The organism is Streptomyces sp. NPDC046215 (assembly GCF_040646215.1).
In the GTDB taxonomy this organism is placed as follows: domain Bacteria; phylum Actinomycetota; class Actinomycetes; order Streptomycetales; family Streptomycetaceae; genus Streptomyces; species Streptomyces stramineus.
In genome coordinates, this window is record NZ_JBEYZW010000007.1 from 136,311 (window position 1) to 159,561 (window position 23,251).

Consider the following 23,251-nt stretch of genomic DNA (forward strand, 5'->3'; position numbering starts at 1 on the left):
CGCCTCAACGGCCGCGACGCGGCGCCCGGTTGAGCGGCCGCCGCCCGGGGCGCCGGCCCCGCATATTGGCTGGAACATAGGCCCGATAAGGGTCCCACTGACAATTGTCGGGCAAAGCTCCGGCACCACGCCGCCGGCGATGGGACGATCGCGTCGTTTTTGCCGACACCTCGCGCAGGGAGACACGATGGATGCCATGGACCTCGGTGCCGCACCCCGACAGCCCCTCGTCCCCGAGGCGTTCACCCCGGGGACGGGTGTCATAGCCGAGATGGTCGGCCGCCCCCTGCGCTTCGCGTCCGCGCGGTACCGGCCCACCGACACCTACGCGGAGGTCGCCTGCGACCGGGTGTGGCGCGCGCACCAGAGCCTCGGGCTCACCGGCGAGACCCGCGCCTCCGTCCTCGCCCTCCTGCGTGACCTGACCGACCCCTGGGGCGAACTCCCCGTCGGCACGCCCCCCGAGCGGGCCTGCTGGGTCTCGATCGACGGGATGCCCTGCGAGCTGTCCCTGGCCTGGGCGGACGGCAAGGCGGGCGTCCGGATGTCCCTGGAGTCACCGCGCGGCGACGCGCGGACCCGCATGGCGGACGGCACGGCCCTCACCCGCCGCCTCGCCGGCCGGCCCGGCGTCGCCATCGACCGCTACCTCCGCGTCGAGGACCTCTTCACCGCCGACGACCCCCAGGGCTTCTTCGCCGTGGCCCACGCCGTGGCCTTCACCCCGGGCGGCCCCCCGCGGTACAAGGTCTTCCTCAACCCCGCGGTGGCCGCACGGGAGCAGGCCGCGGCCCGGACGGAAGAGGCCATGGTCCGGCTCGGCCTGGAGCGCCCCTGGCGCGCGCTGACCGCGCACCTGGGCGGCTGGCACGGCCCCGAGCACGAACCCGCCGCCGTGGCCATGGACCTCGTCGGCGGCGACGCCTTCCGGGTACAGGTGTACGTGGCGCACTCCGGCGTCTCCGCCGAGGACATCGACGCCAAGGCCGCCGTGGCGGGTGACCACGTGCCGGGCGCGTTCGCCCGGGCGCTGCGGGCGGTCAACGGCGGGCACGACACCCCGGAGTGGAAGCGGAAGCCCCCGGTGACCACGTTCTCGTTCCGCCCCGGCCGGGACGTGCCCGGCGCCACCGCCTACATCCCGATGATCCCCGTCCACGACCACGACGCCGCCGCCCGCGACCGCGTGGCGGCCTTCCTGCGGGGCGAGGGCATGGACCCCGCGCCGTACACGGCCGTCCTGGACGCCCTGGCGGACGAGCCCCTGACCCGGTCACGGACCCAGAACTTCATCTCCTACCGCGGTGGCGAGGCCCCGCGGTTCTCCGTCTACCTCGCACCGGGCACCTACCGTCCGGCCGACTGACCGCCGGCCGTCAGCCGCGCACGGGCACCGACAGCGACGAGGGGTCCCCCGCCGGCGAGGAGAAGGTCAGCCGGGCACCCGCCGGGTTGTGGGCGATGTACAGCGGATCGACTGTGTCCACCACCAGCGCGAGCCGGTGCCCCGCCGGGACGTCGTAGGACGTGGCGAACAGGTTCAGGTCCACCCCGAAGGCCCGGCCCGGCTCCCGGCCGTGGAAGGTGTACGGCGCCTGGCTGACCAGCTTGCCCACGCCCAGCGGCCCCACGTCGTAGAGATAGGCGACGGCCGTTCCGCTCTCCTTGTCGCTCGTCAGCGTCGTGTGCAGCTTCACGCTGCCGCGGACGCGCTGCGCACTGCCGTAGGGGCCGGTCTGCCACACGGCCGCGTAGGAGCGCGGCAGCAGCGGGACCGAGACCATCGGGGGCAGCTTCAGGAACTGGTCGAGCGTGTTGGAGAGCAGCGCGGTACCGCCGTTGGCCCCCGAGTCGACGCCGGCGCGCACGGTCCGGGTGCCCTCCAGCGGCACGGTGTGCCGCGTCCGCTGCACGGCCGCCCAATCGGGGTAGGACTCGTAGCCGCCACCGGTGCGGGCCTTGAGCTGGACGGGCTGCTCGCGGTCGATGCCGTTGGCCGCGCCCTTGAGGTGGTGGTCGAACCAGCGGTGGGCGTTGCCCCACACGTCGTTGGGCAGCCCGAACAGCCCGGTGCCCTCGGCGGTCGCGTGGTCGCCCGGCCGCAGCTCCAGCCGCTTGGGGCCGGTGAGCCGCTCGTAGAACTTCGCGTACTGGTCGGGCGGGAAGATGGAGTCGCCCCAGGCGTTGCCCAGCATGATGGCCGCGCCGCCCGCGTTGATCTCGTCGAGATAGGTGGCGGGGGAGCGCTTGGCGCCCCACGCCAGCATGTCCTTCTCCTTGGCGAGGTTCGAGCCGAGGAAGTCCTTGAGCACCGCCTGGAGTTCGTCGCCCGGCCGCCCGGTCAGCGAGCCCAGGCCGCTGAGCACCCCGGCGGCCTGCCGGTGCTGGGTCTGCCGGCTGTAGATGGACTCGATGAGGTCGGCCCAGCCGCTCATCGCCACGACGGCTTTGATCCGCTTGTCGAAGGCGGAGGACATCAGGCTGATGCCCGCCCCGTAGGAGACTCCGGCCATGCCGACTCTCTCCGGGTCGGCGGGGGTGTGGGCGAGCGCCCAGTCGATGACCTTCGAGGCGTCGGCGATGTCCGGCGGCCCGGCCGTCTCGATCTTCCCGCCGGAGAGCCAGAAGCCGCGGGAGGTGTAACTGACCACGACATAACCGGAGTCGGCGAGCTTCTTGGCCTGGGCGATGTACTCGAACTGGGGCATGGCCCAGCTGGTGGGCAGCACGATCACCGGGTAGCGGCGCGAGGGCCCCGCGTCCCGCGGGGTGAAGACGTTGCCCTTGAGGGTGATGCCCCCGGAGCCGGGGATGTCGGTGAAGGCGACGCCCGCCGCCTGCCGCGCCGCGGCCGCGCTCCCCGGAGCCCCCGGGGCCGCCTGCGCGCCGGGGGCGGCCCCGAGGGCGGTACTGACGAGGAGCGCGGTGGAGGCGGCGCCGATGGCCGCCGCCCGCAGGGGCTTCCGGGGGTGTCGCACGGGGCACTCCTGACGTCGTTTGTCACACGCCGATAAAAGTGACCCGACAGTAACCTTGGGCACTTACCGGAGGTAATACCTCCATGTGTTACGCGTCAGTAACGATTGATCGCCCGTCAGGCGTCCCGGCCCAGCCACAGGTCCGGGCCGAAGACCTCGTAGTGGATGTCGGCCGCGCGGACCCCCGACGCCAGGAGCTGGGCGCGGGTGGCGCGCAGGAAGGGCAGCGGGCCGCAGAGGTAGGCGACGGTGCCGGCGGGGACGTCGATGAGCGTGAGGTCGGCGAAGCCGGTCCGGTCGGCCGGCCGGGGGGCTTCCGGCCGCTCGTACCAGACGTGCGCCACCGCGTCCGGGAGCTTGGCGGTGAGCCGGTCCAGGTCGGCGCGGAAGGCGTGGGACGACTCGCTGCGGTCGGCGTGGACGGAGACGACGCGGCGCGTCGAGCCGGTGGCCGCCAGGTGGGAGAGCATCCCGATCATGGGGGTGCAGCCGATGCCCGCGGAGGCCAGCAGGACGGGGGAGTCGCCCCCGTCGAGGGTGACGTTCCCGAACGGGGCGCTGACGAGCAGCGTGTCGCCCACGCGCACCCGGTCGTGGAGGTGGCCCGAGACCTCGCCGGCCCTGTCGCCGGACACCCGCTTGACGGAGAACTGCAGGGCGTCGTCGTGCCACCCGGAGAGGCTGTACTGGCGGATCTGCCGGGCGCCGTCGGGGAGTTCCACCTGCACGGAGACGTACTGGCCGGGCCGGGCCGCCGGCAGCGGGCGCCCGTCGAGCGGCCGGACGAGGAAGGTCGTCACCTCGGCGGTCTCCGCGAGACGGCCGACGACCGCGCAGGGGAAGCGGGTGTCGCCGTCCGGGGCGCCGGCGCGCTCGTACAGCCGGGCCTCCAGGGCGATGAGGGCGTTGGCCATCAGCCAGTAGACCTCGTCCCAGGCGGCGGCGACCTCCGGGGTCACCGCCTCGCCCAGCACCTCGGCTATGGCGGCGAAGAGGTGCCGCTGGACGAGGGGGTACTGCTCGGCGGCGATGCCGAGCGAGGCGTGCTTGTGGGCGATGCGCGCGAGCATCGCGTCGGGGCGCGTCTCCGGGTGCTCGACCAGCGCGGTGGCGAAGGCGGCGACGGCGCCCGCGAGCGCCTGCTGCTGGCTGCCGGCGGCCTGGTTGCCCCGGTTGAACAGATCGCGCAGCAGCTCCGGGCGGTCCGCGAAGAGCTTGTCGTAGAAGAGCGGGGTGATCTCCCCGATGGCGCCGCCCACGGCGGGGAGGGTGGCGCGGACGATCTCGGTCGAACGGTGGGACAGCATCGGAGCTCCTGACGTGCGGGCTTTAATGCGCATCTGACATGCGTATTTTAGCGGGTGCCGGGAGGGGTGATGGGGGAGGGGTGGTCAGCTTGGGGGGGCGGGTGCCCGGCCCGGGATGCGGCAGGGCGGATCAGTCGTCGGGGCCGCGGGCCAGGGCTGAGGCTCAAGAGGAGGCCGACCGGGCCGTGCGGTCTTCGACGGGGAGGGGGTGGGCGCCGCGTAGAGCGCGGGGTCGGTCCTTGGGCCGGGGTTCGGCGGGACTTGGCAGGAGGGGCCCGGCCCGCCGGGTCGTCAAGGCTTCGGTGGCGAAGTGCCGAGCGCTGCGGGAGCGCGGGTCAGCCCTTGGCGCCCGGGCCCGGGCCGGGGCTGAGGCTCAGGAGGAGGGGGCCGGTCGGCCGGGCGGTCAGGTCCTCGACCGTGAGCGGGTCGAGCGCCGCGTAGAACGCCTCCTGGGCCGCGCGCAGCGCGCTGCGCAACCGGCAGGCGTCCCGCAGGGGGCATGGTGGCTCGTCCTCGCAGCCCACCACGTCCCCGACCCCCTCCAGCTCGCGCACCAGGCGGCCGATCGACCCCGCGCGCCCGGCCGCCGTGAGGGTGAGGCCGCCGCCCCGGCCGCGGCGGGCCTCGACCACGCCCAAGTGCTGGAGCCGGCTGGCGATCTTGGCGGCGTGCGTGAAGGGCACGCCGACCGCGCCGGCCACCTCCCGGGTGGTCGGCGCCTCCTCGCCGGCCGTCACCGCCAGGCGCATGATCATGCGCAGGGCGATATCGGTGCTTTTGGTGAGCCGCATCCCTCCACCGTATCCAACGGGGCCTCTCCCGGGTACTTCCCCTTCGGGCCGCGGCCGCCCCGGCCGCCGCGGCGAACTACCGGAATTCCCCCTTCGATTACCACCCGGTTACCGCCGGTCGGAAAAGCCCGCAAGAGGGGCGATTGTGATCCGCCGCAGTTCGCGGCCCGATATCGGAAGAGAAGTTCGTCCGGATCCGGGCAGTCGCGGAAGGAAGAATTCCGGGGGGTGTCGGCCGTTCGGCCAACAAGCCCTGCAAGGACGGCTGGTGGGTCGTTCGTTACCCGGCGGTGCGCCGACGGCAAAAACGCTCCGCTAGCGTGCTTTCGGGTTCGTGAACGATCGTGAACCCCTTCCGTTCGTTTTGATTTCACAAGAATTATGGGGCGGTTTCGCTATGGCCAGCAAACACGCGGGCGGCGTTGAAGAGCACCTCGAGTTCTATGTCCGCACCTTCAACTCGGGCGACGCCGACGCGGTCAATCGGCTGTACACCGAGAACGCGGTCGCGATCTGGGCACCGGGAGAGCCGCTCACCGGCCGGGAGAGACGCGCCAGCCTCGCGGAATTCCTCACCCGCAAGCCCGTCCTGACGGCGACGCTCCGGGAGTCCCATGTCACCAAGGACACCGCCCTGCTGACCGTCGACTGGGCCATGGAGGCCGTCGGCGAGGACGGCACGAAGGAGCGCGCCGAAGGAATCGGCGCGGACGTCCTGGTCCGGGACGCGAGCGGCGCGTGGCGTTATGCCGTCAACGCTCCCTACGGCGACCCGCGAAACGCGAAGAAGTAAGGGCGGCCACCGTGGGAGACAACGGGAAATACCGCGCCGTCGTACTCGGCGGCAGCATATCCGGGCTCTTCGCCGCCCGGGTGCTCGCGGACTTCTGCACCACCGTGACGGTGGTGGACCGCGACGCGCTCACCGGCGTGGCCGAGCCGCGCCGGGGCGTCCCCCAGGGGCGCCAGGTGCACGGCCTGCTGGCGCGCGGCCACCAGATCATCGAGGAGCTGTTCCCCGGCATCACCGACGACATGGTGCGCGCGGGCGCGAGCATCGGCGACGTCGCCGGGAACCTGCGCTGGTACGTGGGCGGGGTCCGGCTCCCGCAGAGCCGGTCCGGGCTGACGGCCCTCACCTCCAGCCGGCCCTTCCTGGAGCGCCACGTGCGCTCCCGGGTCCAGGCCCTGCCCGGCGTGGAGTTCCTGGAGCGGCACGACATCCTCCGGCTCCGCGCGACCCCCGGCCGCGAGCGGGTCACCGGCGTCGTGGTGGCCGGGCAGGAGAGCGGCGCGGAGACCGTCCTGGACGCGGATCTGGTGATCGACGCGACCGGGCGGGGCACCCGCACCCCGGCCTGGCTGGAGGAGCTCGGCTACCCCCGGGTCGAGGAGGACCGGCTGAAGATCGGCCTGGGCTACACCACGTGCCACTACCGGATGCGCTCCGACCCCTACGGGAGCGACACCGCGATCAACATCATCGGCTCGCCGGACCTGCCGCGCGGCGCGATCTGCGCGAAGGTCGACGGGGATCGCAGCGTCGTGACGGCCTACGGCGTGCTCGGCGACCACCCGCCCACCGACCCCGAGGGCCTCCTGGCCTTCGTCAAGTCCGTGGCGGCGCCGGACGTGTACGACGCGCTCCAGGACGCGGAGCCGCTGGACGCCCCCGTCGCCTACCGCTTCCCGGCCAGCCTCCGGCGCCGGTACGAGCGGATGTCCCGCTTCCCCCAGGGGCTGTTGGTGACGGGCGACGCCATGTGCAGCATCAACCCCACCTACGCCCAGGGAATGACCGTGGCCGCGCTCGAAGCGGTGACCCTGCGCCGGCACCTGGCCTCCGGCACCCCGCCTAAGCCCCTCGCCTACCTGCGCGACCTGGCCACCGACGCCATCGACCGGGCCTGGGACCTGATGGTCGGCAGCGACCTCTCCTACCCCGGCGTCGAGGGCGAGCGCACCCCCGAACTCCTGGCCGGGCAGGCGTACGCGGCGCAGGTGCAGCGCGCCGCGACCCGCGACGCCACCGTGGCGCAGGCGTACCTCCAGGTGATCGCCCTCATGGAGCCGTCCGAGTCCCTCGCGCACCCCGACATCGCGCAGCGCGTCCTCGCCCTCCAGGACGAGCCGGCCTGACGGCCGGGCCGAACCCGTCCGCGCTCCCGTCCGAACCCGAACATCCCGCACCGGCCCCGCCCCGGTCCATCCGACCGGCTGACCGGCAGGGCCCGCCGAAGAGAGGTACCACCCGCCATGCCCCAGGAAGCCGTCGAGCTCGTCGAGCGCTACATCGAGGCCATCAACGAGCGGGACGACGCCCGCCGCCGCACCCTGCTGGACGCGCTGTTCACCGAGGACGGGTCCTACATCGACCAGAACCTCACCGAGCCGCTCACCGGCCGCGAGGCGATCAACCAGTCCATGGTCGAGATGCAGGAACTGGCCCCCGACGACTACTTCACCATCGTCTCGGTCCTCGGCGCCCACAACGACATGGCCCTCTTCACCTGGCGGTGGGGTACGCCGGGCGGAGCGATGTCCCGGGCCAGCGGCACCGACACCGTCCTGTTCCGGGACGGCCGCATCCACCGGATCCTCGGCTTCATCAACTGACGTACCGGGCAGCCCCCACCGTCCCGCCCGCCCCCCACACCTCCTGCCCCGCACCATCGTGCGCAGACTCGCAAGGAAGAACATGCATTCAGGTAGTTCTCTCAACCGCCGGTCCCTGCTGAAGGCGGCCGGTACGACAGCGCTCGCCGCGGGGGCGGCCTCGGCGCTCGCGAGCCCGGCGCTCGCGGGCGGCCGCGCCGTCCCGGAGGAGGAGGCCCGTTACGACGCCATCGTCATCGGCGCGGGATTCGCGGGCGTCACGGCCGCCCGCGAGCTGCGGAACAAGGGCCTCAAGCCCCTGGTGCTGGAGGCGCGGGACCGGATCGGCGGCCGGGTGTGGACCAGCACGTGGGCCGGTGAGCAGGTCGAGCTCGGCGGTGCCTGGCTGCACCCCAACTACGAGCTCACCTACAAGGAGCTCAACCGCTACGGCCTCAAGACGATCTCCGACGCGGCCCCCGAGAAGGCGATCTACCCCACCCCCGCCGGCTACAAGACCTTCGCACCCGAGGAGATCGTCCCGCGTATCGGCGCCGTCCTCGCGAAGGTCTTCGACGGCTCCCGGCAGTACTTCGAGCGCCCGCGCGAGCCGCTCTACCGCGCGGACCTGCTCAAGGCCGTCGACCCCCTCTCGCTGCGGGCCCGGCTCGACGCCCTCAAGCTCAGTGCCGAGGACCTCGCCCTCGTCCACGGTGAGCTGGCCACCTACGCGGGCGGCGACAGCCGGGACGGCGCGCTGACGGCGCTGGCCCAGTGGTGGGCCCTGTGCGGGTGGACCCACGAGGGGTGGGCGCAGATGTCCGCCGCCCGCATCGAGAAGGGCGCGAGCGCCCTGGTGCAGTCCATCCTCACCGCCGCCCAGGCCACCGTGCGGTTCAACACGCCGGTCACCGCGGTCGCCGACGACGGCAAGCGCGTCGTGGTCACGACGGCTTCCGGAGCGAAGTTCTCCGCGCCCGTGGCGGTCGTCGCGGTGCCGCTCAACATGTGGAAGAAGATCCAGTTCAGCCCGGGGCTGCCCAAGGTGCACGCCGAGGCCACCCAGGAGGGCGTCGGCGTGAAGCCCAACGCCGCCAAGATGTGGCTGCGGGTCTCCGGTGACGTCGGCCGCATCGTGGTCCAGGGCAACGCCGGCGACCCCATCGCGGCGATGGTGCCGCACGCCCGGCTCTCCAACGGCGACTCCCTCATGATCGCCCTCAACGGTCCGGGCCTGAACGTGAACGACCGGGCAAGCGTCGACGCCGCGGTCAAGAAGTTCCTCCCGCAGACGCGCGTGATCGACATGAAGGTCCAGGACTGGGTCAACGACCCCTGGTCGCAGGGCGGCTGGGGCATGCGCCGGCCCGGCCAGATGCTGCGCCAGCTCCCGGCGATCCAGCAGCCGCACGGCCGGATCGCGTTCGCGGGCGGTGACCTGCCCAGCGGCTGGATCGGATCCTTCGAGGGCGCGATCGAGTCGGGGATGCGCGCGGCGGGCCAGGTCGCCCCGCTCGTGTAGGGCTCGGCGCCCGTCCCCGCGAGGGGCGGGCGCGAGCGCAACCTTCGCCGTAGGACAGAAAGTGGGTAATCCGCCATGACCGCCGACCACGACCCGCGCCACTTCGAACTCACCGACGACCCCGAGCAGCAGAACGACGCCTTCCTCGCGGCCTTCAACACCGGCGACGGAGCGATCTTCGACGGGTTGTACCGGCAGGACGCGATCTCCAACCTCTCGGGCCGGCCGCTGACCGGCGCCGAGCGCACCCGGGTCATCACCGAGCTGCTCGCGCAGCAGCCCACGCTGAAAGCGGAGTTCAAGGAGGCGTACGTCGCCGGCGACGCCCTGCTGATCTTCGTGGAGTACGACCTGGAACTGCCCGGTCCGGACGGGCGGCGGGTGCGGACCCTCGGCACCTGCACCGATGTCCTCAGGCGCGGCGAGGACGGGAAGTGGCTCATGGTCATCGACCGTCCGGTGCCGGCGGACGCCGTCGCCTGAACCACCCCGGCCGCCCCCGCCGACCGGCCCCCGTGCCAGGCCAACCCAGCCCGGCGCGGGGGCCGTTCCGCATTCCGGCGGGGGCCGGTCGCGCTTACTTCGCGATGAACGAGTCAGGGAAGGGGCCGGTTGATCTCCGCGCGCCCTTCCCGGGTAATCCCGACACACCGAGAGGCCGTCCCCATGGCTCAGACACATCTGGACAGAAAACCGATCACCGGGACCGAGGGAAAGAGACCGCCCCTGCCGTCCCTCACCGGAATGCGGGGTGTGGCCGCCATCGTGGTATTCCTGTGCCACATCATGGTGCAGGCGGACGACCTGCCTTACGACGTCGACCTCTTGCATATCTTCGCCGACCCGGATGTGCGCTCCAACTACCGATTCGCCTTCGGCGTCGTCGGTTACACGTGCGTGTCCTTCTTCTTCGTCCTCAGCGGCTTCATCCTCACCTGGGCCGCGCGGCCGTCGGACACGGTGACGGGGTTCTGGCGCCGGCGCTTCGTCAAGCTCTATCCGCTGCACCTGGTCACCTACCCGCTCGGCATGCTGGTGCTCACGGGGGCGCTCACCTCCGGCAAGGACGTGCCGGGGCTCTTCCTCATCCAGACCTGGGTGCCGGACAACCGCGTCATCTTCGGGGCCAACGGGCCCAGTTGGTCGATCTCCGTGGAAGCGTTCTTCTACCTGGCCTTCCCGGCCCTGCTGCCGCTGCTCTCAAAGATCAAGGAGTCGCACCTGTGGGGATGGGTCGTGGGCGCGGTCGTCGCCGTCTTCGCCACCACCGTGGTCAGCTACACGTCGATCTCCGAGACCTACCAGGTGTGGTTCAGCTATGTCTTCCCGCCCGTGCGGGTGGTGGAGTTCATCCTCGGCATCCTGCTCGCGCGGCTGATCATCAGCGGCCGGTGGATCAACATCGGGCTCGGCCCGGCGGGCCTCCTGCTGCTCGTCGCCTGTGTGATCGCCCCCAATGTGCCCGAGGTCTTCGCCTTCGCCGCGGTGACGGTCATCCCCGTCCTGCTGGTCATCGGAGCGGGCATCAAGGTGGACACCGAAGGGCTGTCCTCACCCCTGCGGAACCGGGTGCTCGTCCGGCTGGGGGACCTCTCCTTCGCCTTCTACCTGGTGCACATCTCCGTCCTCGTCGCGGCGCGGCGGCTGCTGGGCATGGACAAGTCCTGGAGCGTGGGCGGCGCGGCCCTCTTCATCGTCGTCACCTACTTCATCACCCTCTTCGTCGCCTGGGTGCTGCACACCTTCGTCGAGAACCCCGCCATGCGGCGCTGGAGCCGGCCCGCCGCGCGGCGCGACGCCGGGAAGACCGGCGCCGCGGCGGGCTGAGCGACCCGGGCGGGACAGGAAGGAGGGGCAGGAGGGGCAGGAGGGGCGGGAGAGGCGGGACAAGTGGGACAAGCGGGAGGGGTCACCGGGCCTCCGGCCGCGGCGCACCTCCGACCACCGACAGCTCCTTGAGCCTGGACAGTTCCTCGACCTCCGCCGCGCGGCAGGCGTCCCCGCCCGGCCCGGCGGAGGTCGCCGTCTCGGTGATGATGCCGTCCAGCGCGCCGCGCGCCGCGAGCAGCCGGGCCACCGCCTCGTCGATGCGCCGCCGCTCCCGGTGCAGTTCGGGCAGCATCTCCGTACAGGCGGGCACCAGCCGCTCCCCGTCGTCGGACATGCAGGGCAGCAGCGCGGCGATCGTCGCGGTGCCCAGACCGGCGCCGAGCAGGGTACGGATCCCCCGCACGGTCACCACATCGCTTTCGCGGTACTCGCGGTACCCGCTGGGCCGCCGCGCCGGAAGCAGCAGGCCCTGTTCCTCGTAATAGCGCAACAGCCGTTCGCTGACGCCGGTCCGTCGGGCCAATTCACCGATACGCATGTGACCACCACCACGCAGAGTTGACCTTCACATCAATGAGAGGCTCTAGCTTAACTCTTATGACGAATTCAACTGAGCAGGACCACGCACCGGTTACCGTCATCGGCCTGGGCCCCATGGGGCTCGCACTCGCCGGGGCATTCCTCGATCACGGCCACACCACCACGGTCTGGAACCGTTCGCCCCGGAAGGCCGACGACCTTGTCGCCAAGGGCGCCCACCGCGCGGAGACCGTCACCGACGCCGTGACGGCCTCTTCCGTACTCGTCGTCTGCGTCAAGGACTACGAGGCGATGTACGGGATCCTCGGCCAGGCCGGTGACGCGCTCGCCGGCCGCACCCTGATCAACCTCGGCTCCGGCACGCCGGAAGAGGCCCGCGAGGCCGTCGCCTGGGCGGCCGAGCGCGGCATCCACTACCTCGACGGGGCCATCATGGTGCCGCCGTTCGCCGTCGGGAACCCCGAGGCCGTGTTCCTCTACAGCGGTTCGAAGACCGTCTTCGACGCCCAGCAGGCGACGCTGTCGAGCGTGGGCGGCACCACCTTCCTCGGTGACGACCCGATCCTGGCGGTGCTGTACAACACCGCGCTGCTCGGCCTCATGTACTCGACCCTGAACGGCTACCTGCACGCCGCCGCGCTGGTGGGGACGGCCGGGGTGGAGGTCGCGAAGTTCGCCGAGATCGCCAACGGCTGGTTCCTGCCGTCCGTGGTCAACGCCTATCTCGGTGCCAACGCCGCCGAGATCGACAAGGGCGAGTACTCGGGCGCGCAGGGCTCCATGGAGATGAACCTGACCGCACTGGAGCACATCGTCCGCAGCAGCGAGGAGCAGGGCGCCGACGCCGAACTGCCCCGCCAGATGAAGGCGCTCGCCGAGCGCGCGATCAGCGCGGGCTACGGGCCGAACAGCTACATGGCCGTCATCGAGCTGTTCAAGAAGCCGGCCGGTAACGCGTAACCGGCTTTCCTTTTCCGGCAGTGCACACCATCCGTGCACACCACCGGGCCGCCCCGCCCGAACAGGCGGCGGCCCGGTGGCCCTCCGGGCACCAGCACGGAACGAGCGGCATACGGGCCGGGACCGGCAGCTGAAGCGGCGTGCCGCACCGCCGATCCCCGCCCGGTCACCCGCCGGCTTCCGCCTCTCCGCATCCGCTGATGGACGGTTCGTTACCTGGTGGTGGGCGCCCGGTGGCGGAGGTCGAGCAGACTGGGCACGTCTTGCCGACGGGGCCCGGGGCGGGGTTCACCCCGTGCGCTCCCCCTGAGCCGGAATGCGTTTCCGGGCACCCCGGACCACGCTGCCATGTGCCATTTTGTGAATGCGCCAACAGGAGATCAGATGCCCAAGATCGACACTTCGGTGACGTCCGTTCTGGACGCGGTGAAGGAAATCGTCCCCCGGCTCCGGGAGAACGGCGAAAAGGCCGAGGAACTGCGCTGGCTCCCGGACGAGAACATCCAGCTCCTGGAGGACGCCGGCGTATTCCGGATCGCCACCCCGGCCCGCTTCGGCGGCCTCGACTTCCCGCTGGCCGACCAGGCCGCGGTCCTGACCGAGATCTCCCGCGGGTGCAGCTCCACCGGCTGGGTGTCGATGGTCTGGGTCTCCAACGCCTGGGTCGCCACCCTCTTCTCGGACCGCGCCCAGGAGGAGGTCTTCACCACCGACTCCGTCCGCATCTCCGGCGGCTTCGCACCGACGGGCACCTTCGTGCGCACCGAGGGCGGCTACACCCTCAGCGGCACCTGGCGCTTCAACACCGGCTGCCGGGGGGCGAGCTGGAACATCGTCGCCGGCATCCTGGAGAACCCCGACGGCACGCACGAAGAGGTCGTCGGCATCGTGCCGATGTCCGAGTTCTCCGTCGCCGACGACTGGCACACCTCCGCGGCGGCCGCCACCGGCAGCTCCACCTCCTCGGTGGAGGACGTCTTCGTCCCCGAGCACCGGGTGGTCGGCTTCGGCGACGCGATCTTCAACACCACCGCCGGGCGCGCGAACCCCACCGAAGGCGGCCGCTTCTACGGCCTGTTCACCTTCGTGATGGCCGAGTGCGCCGCCACCTTCATCGGCCTCGCCCGCGGCGCCTACGAGCTCTTCCTCGACCGGGTGCCGGGCCGGGGGATCACCTACACCTCCTGGACCGACCAGACGCAGCACCCGCTGACCCAGATCCAGGTCGCCACCGCCGCGAACAAGATCGCCGCGGCGGAGGGGCTCGCCGCCGGCTGGCTCGACCTCCTGCAGAAGCGCGCCGACGCCGGCGAGCAGCCGACCCTGGACGAGAAGGCCATCGTGCGCGGCCAGGCCGCCTACGCCATCCAGCTGGCCAAGGAAGCCGTCGAGGGGCTCTACAACGCGAGCGGCGCCACCGTGATCCAGCGGAGCGTCCCCCTCCAGCGCTTCCACCGCGACAGCCAGGGCCTGTCCCTGCACGCCCTGCTGCTGCTCAGCACCAACCTGGAGGTGCAGGGCCGGGTCCTGCTCGGCCTCGACAGCGACACCCCGCTGCTCTGACCTGCTCCGGTTGCTCCGAGCCGCTCTGTTTCCGTCCCGGGACCCCCCTTTCCGGGACGGCGAAGGGCGGGCCGCCCCCTGGCCCGCCGCACAGGGCAGGCCCCCTCGCCACCGTGGCGGCGAGGGGACCTGCCCGCAGGCTCAAGGGCGGGGTCCGGGCGGTCAGGCCGACGGGCGGCCGAGCACCTCGGTCAGCCGGGAGAAGCCGTCGGCGCCGTGGCCCTCGGCCGCGGCCCGCCGGGCGACGGCCTCGGCGGCCCGCAGCACGCCGACGTCGATCCCGCGGTCCTCGGCGGCGTGGATGATGTGCGCCATGCCCGCCGCGGCGGAGTTCACGTTCGTGACGTGGTTCGGGTAGGTGCCCTCGTCGACCTCCGCCGCGAAGTCCGTGACGATGTCGGGCAGCAGGCCGACGATGCCCTGGGCGAACGGCGCGAGCTCCTGGGCCGAGATGTTCTCGGCCTTTGCCAGGGCGAACGCGTGGACGATGCCGCTCATGGCGGTCCAGAAGATGTCCAGCAGGGCGACATCGTGCGCCGCCGCCCGGCCGTGGTCGGCACCGAGGTACGCGGTGGTGCCCGCCAGGGTCTCCAGCGCGGAGCGGTGGGCCGCGAAGACGTTCTCCGGCCCGCTGAAGAGGACGACGGCGGCCGGCGTGCCGATGGTGACGGTCGGGGTCATGATCGCGCCGTCGAGGTAGTCGGCACCCTGCTCCGCGGCCCAGGCGGCCGTGGAACGGGCCCGCTCGGGCGAGTCGGCCGTGAGGTTGACCAGCGTGCGGCCCTTGAGGGCGCCGGCCGCCGGCTCCAGGATCTCGTGCACGGCGTCGTAGTCGATGACGCACACGATCACCAGCTCGCTCGCGGCGAGCGCGTCGGCCGCGGTGGGAGCCAGGACCGCGCCCCGCGCGACCAGGGCCTCGGCCTTGGCGGCCGTGCGGTTCCAGACCGTCGTCGGGTGGCCGGCCTCGACGAAGGCGCCGGCCAATGCCTGGCCCATCGGGCCCAGGCCGACGACGGTGACGGGGGACTTGCTCATGGTGCGTGTCCAATCGTTGCGAAGTGGTGGTGACAGAGAAGAAGAGAAGCGGAGGAAGTCACGGGCAGGCGGCGAGGTAGGTGCCCGCCAGAGTGGTCAGGAGCCGGTCGGCGGAGTCGGGGACCGCGTCGAGGGTGAGCGTGGTGGCGTGGCGCTTGCCGCCGCCCCAGCCCGCCCGCCGCCGGAGCAGATCGGGGCGGGCGGCGGCGATCACGAGCAGGGGCACGGGGCCCGCGGTCTCGGTGAGGTTCTCCACGAGGTCCAGCAGCGTGTCGTCGGCGCGGTGGGCGTTGTCGACCACCACCACCGCGGGCCGCTCCCGGGCGATCTCCCCGAGCAACCGCCGCCAGGCGTCCACGACGGCGGCCGGGTCGGCCTCCCGGTCCTCGTCGGGGGCGACGAGCGGGGTCAGGGCGGACACCAGCCGGCCCGCCTCCTCCTCGGAGGCCGTCAGCCGGCGGACGGCCCGGTCGAGCTTGGCCGTCGCCTCCCCGGGCGGGTCGCCCGGCAGGATCCCGCAGTACGAGGACAGGATGTCGGCGTGCACGGCCAGCGGGCTGTCCTCGGCGAACGGCAGGGCCCGCGCCACCAGGAACTGCGCCGTCCCCGGCGCTTCGGTGACCCGGCGCTCGAACTCCATCAGGAGCCGGGACTTGCCGCTGCGGGGCTCGCCCAGCACGGTCACCAGGTGCGGGGTCGACCGGTGCCGCGTCCGCTCCAGCAGGCCGTGCAGCACCTCCAGTTCGTAGTCGCGGTCGACGAGCGGCGCCAGGTGGTGGCCCGCGAACTCCCGGAGCGCGCCGCGCGCCTGCCAGCCCGCGGAGGGGTCCTCGGCCCGCCCGTAGACGATCGCCGATTCCGTGGCCCGGCGGGTGACGTGGCAGACGCGCACCGCACCCGCCGGCACCCGGGAGAGCAGGGCGTGGCAGGCGTCCAGGAGCGCGCCCACGACGGAGGGCGGCGTGGTGTCGCCGGGGTGGCTGCGGACGAGGGCCGTTCCCGTGTTCACCGCCGCCTGGGCGACCGGCCCCTGCATCCCGGACGGGGTGCGGGCGCCGGGCCCCGCCGGGTCGTGGAAGTGGTCGCGGATCGCCAGCGCCGCCCGGACGGCCCGCTCCGCGCCGTCCTCGCGGTCGTGGTCGGCCTCGAACAGGGCGAGGGAGACCGATCCGATGGAGGCGGCGATGGTCCCGCCGAAGGACTCGACCTTCTCCCTGATCGTCCGGGCCGCCTCGTCGAGCATGACGTCGACGTCCTCGGGGCCGGCGTCGCGGGACTCCACCCCCAGCCAGGTCTGGAGGATGACCACGCTGAGGTCCTTGCGTTCCGTCACCACGATGCCCGGCCGCTGACCGGCGGCCCGCGGAGCGGCGACGGGGGCCCCGTCGGCCGGCTGCTCGGTGGCCGGGGCACTCGCGGGGCGGATGACGATGTCCCGCGCCCGCTCGCCGCGGGTGTCCGCGAAGAGCGGCCTGGGCCGGACCGTGGTCCCCGGCAGGGCCAGGGCGCGGTCCTGGGTGAGGATGGCCTGCTGGAGGTCGCGCAGGTCGCGGCCGGGTTCGAGGCCGAGCTCCTCGACCAGGGCGGAGCGCACGCGGCCGTAGACGTTGAGGGCGTCGGCCTGGCGGCCGCAGCGGTACAGCGCGAGCATGAGCTGGCCGCACGTGCGCTCCCGCAGCGGCCCGTTCTCGACCATGGCCTCCAGGTCGCCGAGCACGGCGTGGTGGCGGCCGCAGGCCAGCTCCGCCTCGCAGTAGTCCTCCATCGCGTCCAGGCGGGAGTTCTGCACGGCGGTCAGTTCCGGCCAGGCGATGCCGGCTTCCCTGAGGTCCGCGAGCGCCGGCCCCCGCCACAGGGCGAGGGCGTCCCGCAGGAGCGCCGCCGCCTCCTCGGGGGCCCCCGCCGCGAGCTTGGCCCGCCCGTCCTCGGCCTGCCGGTGGAAGAGGTGGAGGTCCACGTGGTGGGGGGCGACCCGCAGCATGTATCCGGGGGCCTGGGTCAGCAGGGTGGCCGAGCCGGGGGAGCAGCCGTCGGTGAAGAGGGTGCCGCGCAGGCCCCACACGGCGTTCTGCAGGATCTTCCGGGCCGACGCGGGGGCGTCGTCGGTCTCCCACAGGGCGTTCAGGAGCGCGCTCGTGGCCACCACGCGGTTGGCGTGGAGCAAGAGGTAGCCCAGGGTCGCCCGTTGTTTGGTCCCGCCCAGTACCACCGGCCGGCCGTCGGAAACGGCTTCCAGAGGCCCCAACAACCGAAACTGCATGCATCCCCCATGATTCCGTGCAAAGCGCCGTCCTCCGGGCAGGCGAAACCGGAGTAGCGACTCCGTTCCCGCGGTGCTCCGTGGTTCGGCAGCGTCGCACGCAGGGGTCGGGGGTCTGTGGAGGGCGAATGGTGGGTGAGTGGTCCTGGTCTGGACAAACAATAAAAGACCAACCGGACGGACTGTTTTGTCTCGCATTTCGGACGATCCGGGACCGAACTGTGGCGCCTCTCACGTCGCTTCGGGTCAAGTCAGGGCAGGACTGGCAAGTTGGCGGATCTACCAGGGGTGACTGCCGGTTCGCAGATGTATTCGCGGGCTTCGGCCTCGGCCCTCACGAGGCGTTCCGGGCCCGAAAAACAGGGCTGGTGGTCTGTATTGTCGGTCGAGTCACACCTTGCAGGCCGTCACACAGGGGGATCGATGGAACCGCCGGTACGCCCGGAGCGCCTCGCGGCGCTCCACGAGGTGCTCGGACAGCTCAGCCCCTCCCTTTTCGTGTCCCTTCCGCGGAACGACCAGAGGCAGAAGGCGGAACGGTACGTCCAGGGGCTGCTGGCGGCGGAGGGCCGCAAGACGCTGCGGAACATCGCGGCGCAACTGGGCGGCAAGGCCGCGCAGCAGAGCGTCCACCACTTCATCAGCGGCTCGTCCTGGGAGTGGCAGCCGATCCGCCGGTCGCTGGCCTGGCACGCCCAGCGGCTGGTGCGGCCCCAGGCGTGGGTGGTGCGGGCCCTCGTCATCCCCAAGGCGGGGGCGCACTCGGTGGGGGTCGAGCAGGTCTTCGTGCCGCACCTGGGGCAGACCGTCAACGGCCAGCGGGCCTTCGGCGCGTGGATGGCCTCGGAACGGTGCAGCGTGCCCTTCAACTGGAGCCTGGCGCTGCCCAAGAGCTGGCTGGCGGACGCGGAGCGGCGCAGCCGCGTCCACATACCCGCCGACGCCCGGGCCGCGACGCTGGAGGAGTACGTCGGCGGGGTCGTGCCCCATGTCGCGGAGGGCTGGCGCCTGCGGCGCCGCCCGGTGATCCTCGACGTGGAGGGCCTCGATCCGGGTGAGGTGTGGCGGGGGCTCCGGGATGCCGGGGCCCCCTTGTTCGTGCGGATCCGCCGGGAGACCCCGCTGCAGGTGGACGCCGGGGTGCTGCCGGGGTACGCCGGCCGGGAGGTGACGGCCGGGCAGCTCGTCGACTCCGTCAGACACCTGCGCCGGCGGGTCGAGTGGACGGGCGCCGGCGGGGAGCGGGCCGGCGGGGTGGCGGCCGTGATCCCGGGGGTCCGCCCGTACGGGCCGCCGGCGGCCGGGGGCGATCCGGCGGGCGGGGCGCCGCACGGCCCCGTGCTCCTGCTGGGCGAGTGGCCGGAAGGCGGCGGCCCCGCCCGGCTCTGGCTGACCGACGCCGGGGCGCTGCCCCCGGCCCTCCTGCTGCGGCTGATCAGGCTCACCGACGTGGTCGGCCGGGACTTCCGCAGCGTCTCCGAGCGGGTGGGCGTCCGGGACTTCGCGGGCCGCTCCTTCCAGGGCTGGCACCGGCACATCACCCTGGCGTCGGTGGCGCACCTCGTCGCGGTGGTGGCGGGGCCGGGGACGGCGGCGCCCGCCCCGCGCGGGGACCGCTCGCCGGTTCCCGGGGACCCGCCACGCGTCCGGCCCGCTCACTGGCGCGTCGAAATCCGTAACGGAGCGTGTGCGTCACGTGTGCGAGAGTGTTCGCGCGGAGGTCGAGTAACGGTGGAGCTCCGCTGAGTGTCCACTGGGGACCGCCTGAGGAAACTTTCCGGGCGGTAGTTTGACATTCTCCAAGATTTGCTGCGAAGTCTCCGGCCGTTCCTGCCTACCGTCGGGTCATCACTTCGGATGGGCGGTGGAAGCATCGCCGCGGGGGAAACGGGAGCGTGCGCTGTGCGGTTCAACCTCATCGGATCGTTCGAGATCGTCACCGACGACGGCAGGATCTGCTCACCGAGCACGCCCAAGATCTGCCAGACCCTGGCCCTCCTGCTGACCCGGCCGAATGTCATCGTCACCCCGGCCGTGCTCATCCGGGAATTATGGGGCAAGACCCCGCCGCGCACCGCGCAGACGACGGTGCAGACGTACATCTACCAGGCCCGCAGAATGCTGGCGGCGGAGAAGGTCGCACCGCCCGGGCGCGAGCTGCTGGTCACCCGCTCGCCGGGCTACCTGATCCAGGTGGAGGACGAAGAGGTCGACACCAAGGTCTTCGAGCGGCTGGTGGCGCAGGGCCTGGAGGACCTCAAGGGCGGCCGCTCCGAACACGCCCTGGACCACCTGCGCCAGGGGCTCGACCTCTGGCGCGGACCGGCCCTCTCCAACGTCCCGGCGGGCGAGGTCCTCACCGGCCGCATCGTGCACCTGGAGGAACTGCGGATCCGGGCCCTGGAGCTCCGCATCGAGGCGATGAACCGGCTGGGCAGGCAGCGGGAGTCGATCCCGGAACTGCGGACGCTCGTCAACGACTACCCGCTGCACGAGTGGTTCCACGGCCAGCTCATCTCCGCCCTGCACCGCTCCGGACGCCGCGCCGAGGCCCTGCACGCCTACCGGAACCTGCACGCGACCCTCGACGACGAACTGGGCATCGAGCCCTCACCGGACATCCAGCGGCTGCAACGGGAGGTCCTGAGCCCCCAGACCGGCCCGACCTCGGTCCTGCCCCAGAGGGACCGCCTCGGCACGGCCCCGCTGTGGACCAACGAGCTGACCGGCTGACGGGGCGTCCGCCCCCGGCCTGACGCCGCCCGCCGGGGGCCCGCCGGGCCCTGGTCCCGTCCGCGCCACGCGGGGCGGGCCGCTCACATTGACAGACGGTCACGGCGGGGCGAGTCTTGCGATCGCATTGATCGCAAGACCATCTCAGGACAATTTCTCGGAGGCAAAAGTGGCACAGGTGCACGGACGCGGGGCGCGGTACGGGAAGGCCGCGGCAGCACTGGGCGCGGCCGCGGCGCTGGCCGCGGTGGCCGCCGCCCCCGCGACGGCGTTGACCCGGACCACGGAGGCCGCGGGCGGCGAGCGCTACGTCGCCCTCGGCGACTCCTACACCTCCGGCCCCGGCATCCCGCAGCAGACCGGCGGCGCCTGCGCGCGCTCCAGCGTCAACTACCCGGCGCTGACGGCCAAGGCGCTGCACACCAGAACGTTCAAGGACGTCAGCTGCTCCGGCGCGACCACCGACGACATGTGGCGCGCCCAGGGCGCCAACGCGCCCCAGCTCAACGCCCTCGGCAAGAACACCACGCTCGTCACCGTCGGCATCGGCGGCAACGACATCGGCTTCGGCGACATCATCGGCACCTGCGCCAAGCTCTCGCTCAGCGACCCGGCGGGCGACCCCTGCCGCAAGCACTACACCGCGGGCGGCACCGACCGGCTCACCGCGAAGATCGCCGAGACCGCACCCAAGATCGCCCGGGTGCTCAAGGCCGTGCACCACAAGGCCCCGCACGCCCGCGTCGTGGTCGTCGGCTACCCGGCGATCATGCCGGACAACGGCGTCGGCTGCTTCCCGGCCGTGCCGATCGCCGCGGGCGACACCAGCTACCTGCGGGACACCGAGAAGCGCCTCAACACGATGCTGAAGCAGCAGGCCCGCAAGGCGCACGCCCGCTACGCCGACACCTACACCCGCACCGTCGGCCACGACGTCTGCACCCCGGCCGCCGACCGCTGGGTCGAGGGCCTGCAGCCCGCGAGCCCGGCCGCGCCCTTCCACCCCAACGCCAAGGGCGAGTCCGCCATGGCGCGGGCGGTGCTGACGGCCGTTCGGGGCCGCTGAGCGCGCGGCACCCTGTCCTCGCGCACGCCCTCCGAGTAGGCTCCGGGCCCCGCTCGACCCGCTTGGAGGTTAGGGATGGCCCGCGCGAGAACGACCGCACACCGACGTCTGCCCGTACTCGCCGCGACGGCCGCCCTGGTCGTCGCGGCGGGTGCGGTGCCGGCCGCCGCCGAACCGGGCGGCGGCCCGCCGGGCCTTGTGGCCGCCCCGGCGCCCGCGCACGGCCCCGCCAAGTCACCCGTCGCCGTCGGCCACGGGGGAGCGGTGGCCAGTGTCGACCCCGACGCGTCGGCCGCCGGCATCGAGGTGCTGCGCAAGGGCGGCAACGCCGTGGACGCCGCGGTGGCCACCGCCGCCGCGCTCGGCGTCACCGAGCCGTACTCCGCCGGCGTCGGCGGCGGCGGCTACTTCGTCCACTACGACGCCAAGAGCCGCCGCGTCTCCACCCTCGACGGCCGGGAGCGCGCGCCGCTGACCGCCGGCAAGGGCCTGTTCCTGGAGAACGGCAAGCCGATCCCCTTCGCCGACGCGGTCACCAGCGGCCTCTCCGTCGGCACCCCCGGCACCCCGGCGACCTGGGACACCGCCCTGCGCACCTGGGGCAGCCGGTCGCTCGCCCAGGTGCTCGCCCCCGCCCGGCGCATCGCCCGCTCGGGCTTCACCGTCGACGCGACGTTCCGTCAGCAGACCGCCGACAACCAGGCCCGCTTCAAGGACTTCCCCGCCACCGCGAAGCTCTTCCTGCCGGGCGGCCGGCTCCCGTCCGTCGGCAGCACCTTGAAGAACCCCGACCTCGCCCGCACCTACGCGCTCCTGGCCGAGCGGGGCACGGGCGCCATGTACCGGGGCGAGCTGGGCCGCGACGTCGTACGCACCGTCCGCAAGCCGCCCGTCGACCCCGCGTCCCGGCGGGTGGCGCGCCCGGGTGACCTGACGGCGAAGGACCTGCGGGCGTACACCGTCCGCAAGCAGGCCCCGACCCGCACGTCCTACCGCGGTCTGGACGTCTACGGCATGGCGCCCTCGTCCTCCGGAGGCACGACCGTCGCCGAGGCGCTCAACATCCTGGAGCGCGGCGACCTGTCGAAGCTCGGTGAGAAGACCTACCTGCACCGCTACCTCGAGGCCAGCCGCATCGCCTTCGCCGACCGCAACCGCTGGGTCGGCGACCCCACCCAGGAGGACGTGCCCACCCGGGAGCTGACCTCCCAGCGGTTCGCCGACACCCGCGCCTGTCTGATCAAGGACCACACCGTCCTGACCAGCCCGCTCGCCCCCGCCGACCCCCGCCACCCGGTGCCCTGCGGCACCCGCGGGCGGGCCGCTCCCACCCCGTACGAGGGGGAGAGCACCACCCACCTGACGACGGCCGACAAGTGGGGCAACGTCGTCGCCTACACCCTCACCCTCGAACAGACCGGCGGCAGCGGGATCACCGTGCCCGGACGGGGCTTCCTGCTCAACAACGAGCTGACCGACTTCTCCTTCGCACCGGTGACCCCGGGTGTCCACGACCCGAACCTGCCCGGCCCGGGCAAGCGCCCGCGCTCGTCCATGTCCCCGACGGTCGTCCTCGACCACGGGCGGCCCGCCTTCGCGCTCGGCTCGCCCGGCGGCGCCACGATCATCACCACCGCCTTGCAGACCCTGCTGAACCACGTCGACCGGGGCATGCCGCTCGTCGACGCGATCGCCGCGCCACGGGCCAGCCAGCGCAACTCCGCCACGACCGAGCTGGAGCCGCGCCTGTGGAACAGCGCCCTGCGGGGCCGGCTGGAAACGCTCGGACACGCGTTCAAACAGAACCCGGAGATCGGCGCGGCCACGGCGGTGCAGCGACTGCCCGACGGCCGGTGGGTGGCCGCCGCCGAGAAGGAACGGCGCGGCGGAGGCTCAGCGATGGTCGTCCGCCCGGCCGGCCAGCCGCCGCGGCGCTGAGAAGCCCCCGGACGGGCTGGTTTCGGCTGAGCTCAGCCGAAACCAGCCCGTCCGGCGATTGAGGGCAAGGCACAGCAGCCCGTCTGGGGGCACCTCCCAGCGGTAGCTGGGGGAGATTGAGGACACCGCC

The 23,251-nt window shown here is 72.6% G+C and carries 19 protein-coding genes; 13 read left to right on the forward strand and 6 right to left on the reverse strand.

What is annotated here, in order from left to right; translation table 11 throughout:
- The first annotated feature begins 187 nt into the window (after window positions 1–187).
- Entirely contained in the window at window positions 188–1,366 is a 1,179-nt protein-coding gene (locus tag ABZ951_RS05345) for a tryptophan dimethylallyltransferase family protein (RefSeq protein ID WP_344085373.1), read from the forward strand.
- Between the two features lie 10 nt (window positions 1,367–1,376).
- On the opposite strand, the gene ABZ951_RS05350 is transcribed toward ABZ951_RS05345, so the two are convergent.
- The 3 genes from ABZ951_RS05350 to ABZ951_RS05360 form a co-directional block, all read right to left on the reverse strand.
- The gene (locus ABZ951_RS05350; protein WP_344085370.1) at window positions 1,377–2,978 is read right to left on the reverse strand and encodes a CocE/NonD family hydrolase; all 1,602 of its coding nucleotides are present in this window, start codon (window positions 2,976–2,978) and stop codon (window positions 1,377–1,379) included.
- Window positions 2,979–3,094: 116 nt separating this feature from the next.
- Window positions 3,095–4,285, reverse strand: a complete 1,191-nt coding sequence (locus tag ABZ951_RS05355) for a globin domain-containing protein (protein ID WP_344085368.1) — start codon at window positions 4,283–4,285, stop codon at window positions 3,095–3,097.
- A gap of 335 nt (window positions 4,286–4,620) precedes the next feature.
- Window positions 4,621–5,076, reverse strand: a complete 456-nt coding sequence (locus tag ABZ951_RS05360) for an Rrf2 family transcriptional regulator (RefSeq protein ID WP_344085365.1) — start codon at window positions 5,074–5,076, stop codon at window positions 4,621–4,623.
- Window positions 5,077–5,473: 397 nt separating this feature from the next.
- On the opposite strand from ABZ951_RS05360, the gene ABZ951_RS05365 reads away from it, so the two are divergent.
- From ABZ951_RS05365 to ABZ951_RS05390, 6 genes are all read left to right on the forward strand, one after another.
- Entirely contained in the window at window positions 5,474–5,869 is a 396-nt protein-coding gene (locus ABZ951_RS05365; protein WP_344085362.1) for a nuclear transport factor 2 family protein, read from the forward strand.
- A gap of 11 nt (window positions 5,870–5,880) precedes the next feature.
- A complete protein-coding gene (locus ABZ951_RS05370; RefSeq protein WP_344085359.1) occupies window positions 5,881–7,215 on the forward strand; it encodes an FAD-dependent monooxygenase in 1,335 nt (444 codons plus the stop codon).
- A 117-nt stretch (window positions 7,216–7,332) separates the two neighbouring features.
- Window positions 7,333–7,692, forward strand: a complete 360-nt coding sequence (locus tag ABZ951_RS05375) for a nuclear transport factor 2 family protein (RefSeq protein ID WP_344085356.1) — start codon at window positions 7,333–7,335, stop codon at window positions 7,690–7,692.
- 82 nt (window positions 7,693–7,774) lie between these two features.
- Entirely contained in the window at window positions 7,775–9,193 is a 1,419-nt protein-coding gene (locus tag ABZ951_RS05380; protein WP_344085353.1) for an NAD(P)/FAD-dependent oxidoreductase, read from the forward strand.
- Between the two features lie 75 nt (window positions 9,194–9,268).
- Window positions 9,269–9,676: a nuclear transport factor 2 family protein gene (locus ABZ951_RS05385; protein ID WP_344085350.1), complete on the forward strand. Its 408-nt coding sequence runs from the start codon at window positions 9,269–9,271 to the stop codon at window positions 9,674–9,676.
- Window positions 9,677–9,937: 261 nt separating this feature from the next.
- The gene (locus tag ABZ951_RS05390) at window positions 9,938–11,020 is read left to right on the forward strand and encodes an acyltransferase (RefSeq protein WP_361279067.1); all 1,083 of its coding nucleotides are present in this window, start codon (window positions 9,938–9,940) and stop codon (window positions 11,018–11,020) included.
- Window positions 11,021–11,102: 82 nt separating this feature from the next.
- On the opposite strand, the gene ABZ951_RS05395 is transcribed toward ABZ951_RS05390, so the two are convergent.
- A complete protein-coding gene (locus ABZ951_RS05395) occupies window positions 11,103–11,561 on the reverse strand; it encodes a MerR family transcriptional regulator (protein ID WP_344085345.1) in 459 nt (152 codons plus the stop codon).
- A gap of 59 nt (window positions 11,562–11,620) precedes the next feature.
- Here ABZ951_RS05395 and ABZ951_RS05400 point away from each other — a divergent pair, with 59 nt between their 5' ends.
- Both ABZ951_RS05400 and ABZ951_RS05405 read left to right on the forward strand, forming a co-directional pair.
- Window positions 11,621–12,523 carry an NAD(P)-binding domain-containing protein gene (locus ABZ951_RS05400; RefSeq protein WP_344085342.1) on the forward strand — a complete coding sequence of 301 codons (903 nt, stop codon included), beginning with the start codon at window positions 11,621–11,623 and terminating at the stop codon, window positions 12,521–12,523.
- Window positions 12,524–12,907: 384 nt separating this feature from the next.
- Window positions 12,908–14,086 (forward strand): acyl-CoA dehydrogenase family protein, encoded by a 1,179-nt coding sequence (locus ABZ951_RS05405; protein WP_344085339.1) that lies wholly within the window; start codon window positions 12,908–12,910, stop codon window positions 14,084–14,086.
- A 162-nt stretch (window positions 14,087–14,248) separates the two neighbouring features.
- Here ABZ951_RS05405 and ABZ951_RS05410 read toward each other — a convergent pair whose 3' ends face one another.
- Both ABZ951_RS05410 and ABZ951_RS05415 read right to left on the reverse strand, forming a co-directional pair.
- Window positions 14,249–15,124 carry an NAD(P)-binding domain-containing protein gene (locus ABZ951_RS05410; RefSeq protein WP_344085336.1) on the reverse strand — a complete coding sequence of 292 codons (876 nt, stop codon included), beginning with the start codon at window positions 15,122–15,124 and terminating at the stop codon, window positions 14,249–14,251.
- Between the two features lie 58 nt (window positions 15,125–15,182).
- A complete protein-coding gene (locus tag ABZ951_RS05415) occupies window positions 15,183–17,384 on the reverse strand; it encodes a BTAD domain-containing putative transcriptional regulator (RefSeq protein ID WP_344085333.1) in 2,202 nt (733 codons plus the stop codon).
- Window positions 17,385–17,807: 423 nt separating this feature from the next.
- Here ABZ951_RS05415 and ABZ951_RS05420 point away from each other — a divergent pair, with 423 nt between their 5' ends.
- The 4 genes from ABZ951_RS05420 to ggt all read left to right on the forward strand — a co-directional run bounded on the left by ABZ951_RS05420 (window position 17,808) and on the right by ggt (window position 23,121).
- Window positions 17,808–19,130 carry a transposase gene (locus ABZ951_RS05420; protein ID WP_361279058.1) on the forward strand — a complete coding sequence of 441 codons (1,323 nt, stop codon included), beginning with the start codon at window positions 17,808–17,810 and terminating at the stop codon, window positions 19,128–19,130.
- 156 nt (window positions 19,131–19,286) lie between these two features.
- Window positions 19,287–20,117 carry an AfsR/SARP family transcriptional regulator gene (locus tag ABZ951_RS05425; RefSeq protein WP_344094704.1) on the forward strand — a complete coding sequence of 277 codons (831 nt, stop codon included), beginning with the start codon at window positions 19,287–19,289 and terminating at the stop codon, window positions 20,115–20,117.
- Between the two features lie 247 nt (window positions 20,118–20,364).
- The gene (locus ABZ951_RS05430; RefSeq protein ID WP_344094712.1) at window positions 20,365–21,183 is read left to right on the forward strand and encodes an SGNH/GDSL hydrolase family protein; all 819 of its coding nucleotides are present in this window, start codon (window positions 20,365–20,367) and stop codon (window positions 21,181–21,183) included.
- A 75-nt stretch (window positions 21,184–21,258) separates the two neighbouring features.
- Window positions 21,259–23,121 carry a gamma-glutamyltransferase gene (gene ggt, locus ABZ951_RS05435; protein ID WP_361279062.1) on the forward strand — a complete coding sequence of 621 codons (1,863 nt, stop codon included), beginning with the start codon at window positions 21,259–21,261 and terminating at the stop codon, window positions 23,119–23,121.
- Window positions 23,122–23,251: the final 130 nt, after the last annotated feature.

What these genes read in the sequence shown, in the direction of transcription:
- ABZ951_RS05385 (WP_344085350.1), top strand. Translation starts at nt 9,269, where the DNA reads ATGACCGCCGACCACGACCCGCGCCACTTCGAACTCACCGACGACCCC.
- ggt (WP_361279062.1), top strand. Translation starts at nt 21,259, where the DNA reads ATGGCCCGCGCGAGAACGACCGCACACCGACGTCTGCCCGTACTCGCC.
- ABZ951_RS05375 (WP_344085356.1), top strand. Translation starts at nt 7,333, where the DNA reads ATGCCCCAGGAAGCCGTCGAGCTCGTCGAGCGCTACATCGAGGCCATC.
- ABZ951_RS05405 (WP_344085339.1), top strand. Translation starts at nt 12,908, where the DNA reads ATGCCCAAGATCGACACTTCGGTGACGTCCGTTCTGGACGCGGTGAAG.
- ABZ951_RS05365 (WP_344085362.1), top strand. Translation starts at nt 5,474, where the DNA reads ATGGCCAGCAAACACGCGGGCGGCGTTGAAGAGCACCTCGAGTTCTAT.
- ABZ951_RS05395 (WP_344085345.1), bottom strand. Translation starts at nt 11,561, where the DNA reads ATGCGTATCGGTGAATTGGCCCGACGGACCGGCGTCAGCGAACGGCTG.
- ABZ951_RS05390 (WP_361279067.1), top strand. Translation starts at nt 9,938, where the DNA reads ATGCGGGGTGTGGCCGCCATCGTGGTATTCCTGTGCCACATCATGGTG.
- ABZ951_RS05360 (WP_344085365.1), bottom strand. Translation starts at nt 5,076, where the DNA reads ATGCGGCTCACCAAAAGCACCGATATCGCCCTGCGCATGATCATGCGC.
- ABZ951_RS05415 (WP_344085333.1), bottom strand. Translation starts at nt 17,384, where the DNA reads ATGCAGTTTCGGTTGTTGGGGCCTCTGGAAGCCGTTTCCGACGGCCGG.
- ABZ951_RS05345 (WP_344085373.1), top strand. Translation starts at nt 188, where the DNA reads ATGGATGCCATGGACCTCGGTGCCGCACCCCGACAGCCCCTCGTCCCC.
- ABZ951_RS05380 (WP_344085353.1), top strand. Translation starts at nt 7,775, where the DNA reads ATGCATTCAGGTAGTTCTCTCAACCGCCGGTCCCTGCTGAAGGCGGCC.
- ABZ951_RS05355 (WP_344085368.1), bottom strand. Translation starts at nt 4,285, where the DNA reads ATGCTGTCCCACCGTTCGACCGAGATCGTCCGCGCCACCCTCCCCGCC.
- ABZ951_RS05420 (WP_361279058.1), top strand. Translation starts at nt 17,808, where the DNA reads ATGGAACCGCCGGTACGCCCGGAGCGCCTCGCGGCGCTCCACGAGGTG.
- ABZ951_RS05400 (WP_344085342.1), top strand. Translation starts at nt 11,621, where the DNA reads ATGACGAATTCAACTGAGCAGGACCACGCACCGGTTACCGTCATCGGC.
- ABZ951_RS05410 (WP_344085336.1), bottom strand. Translation starts at nt 15,124, where the DNA reads ATGAGCAAGTCCCCCGTCACCGTCGTCGGCCTGGGCCCGATGGGCCAG.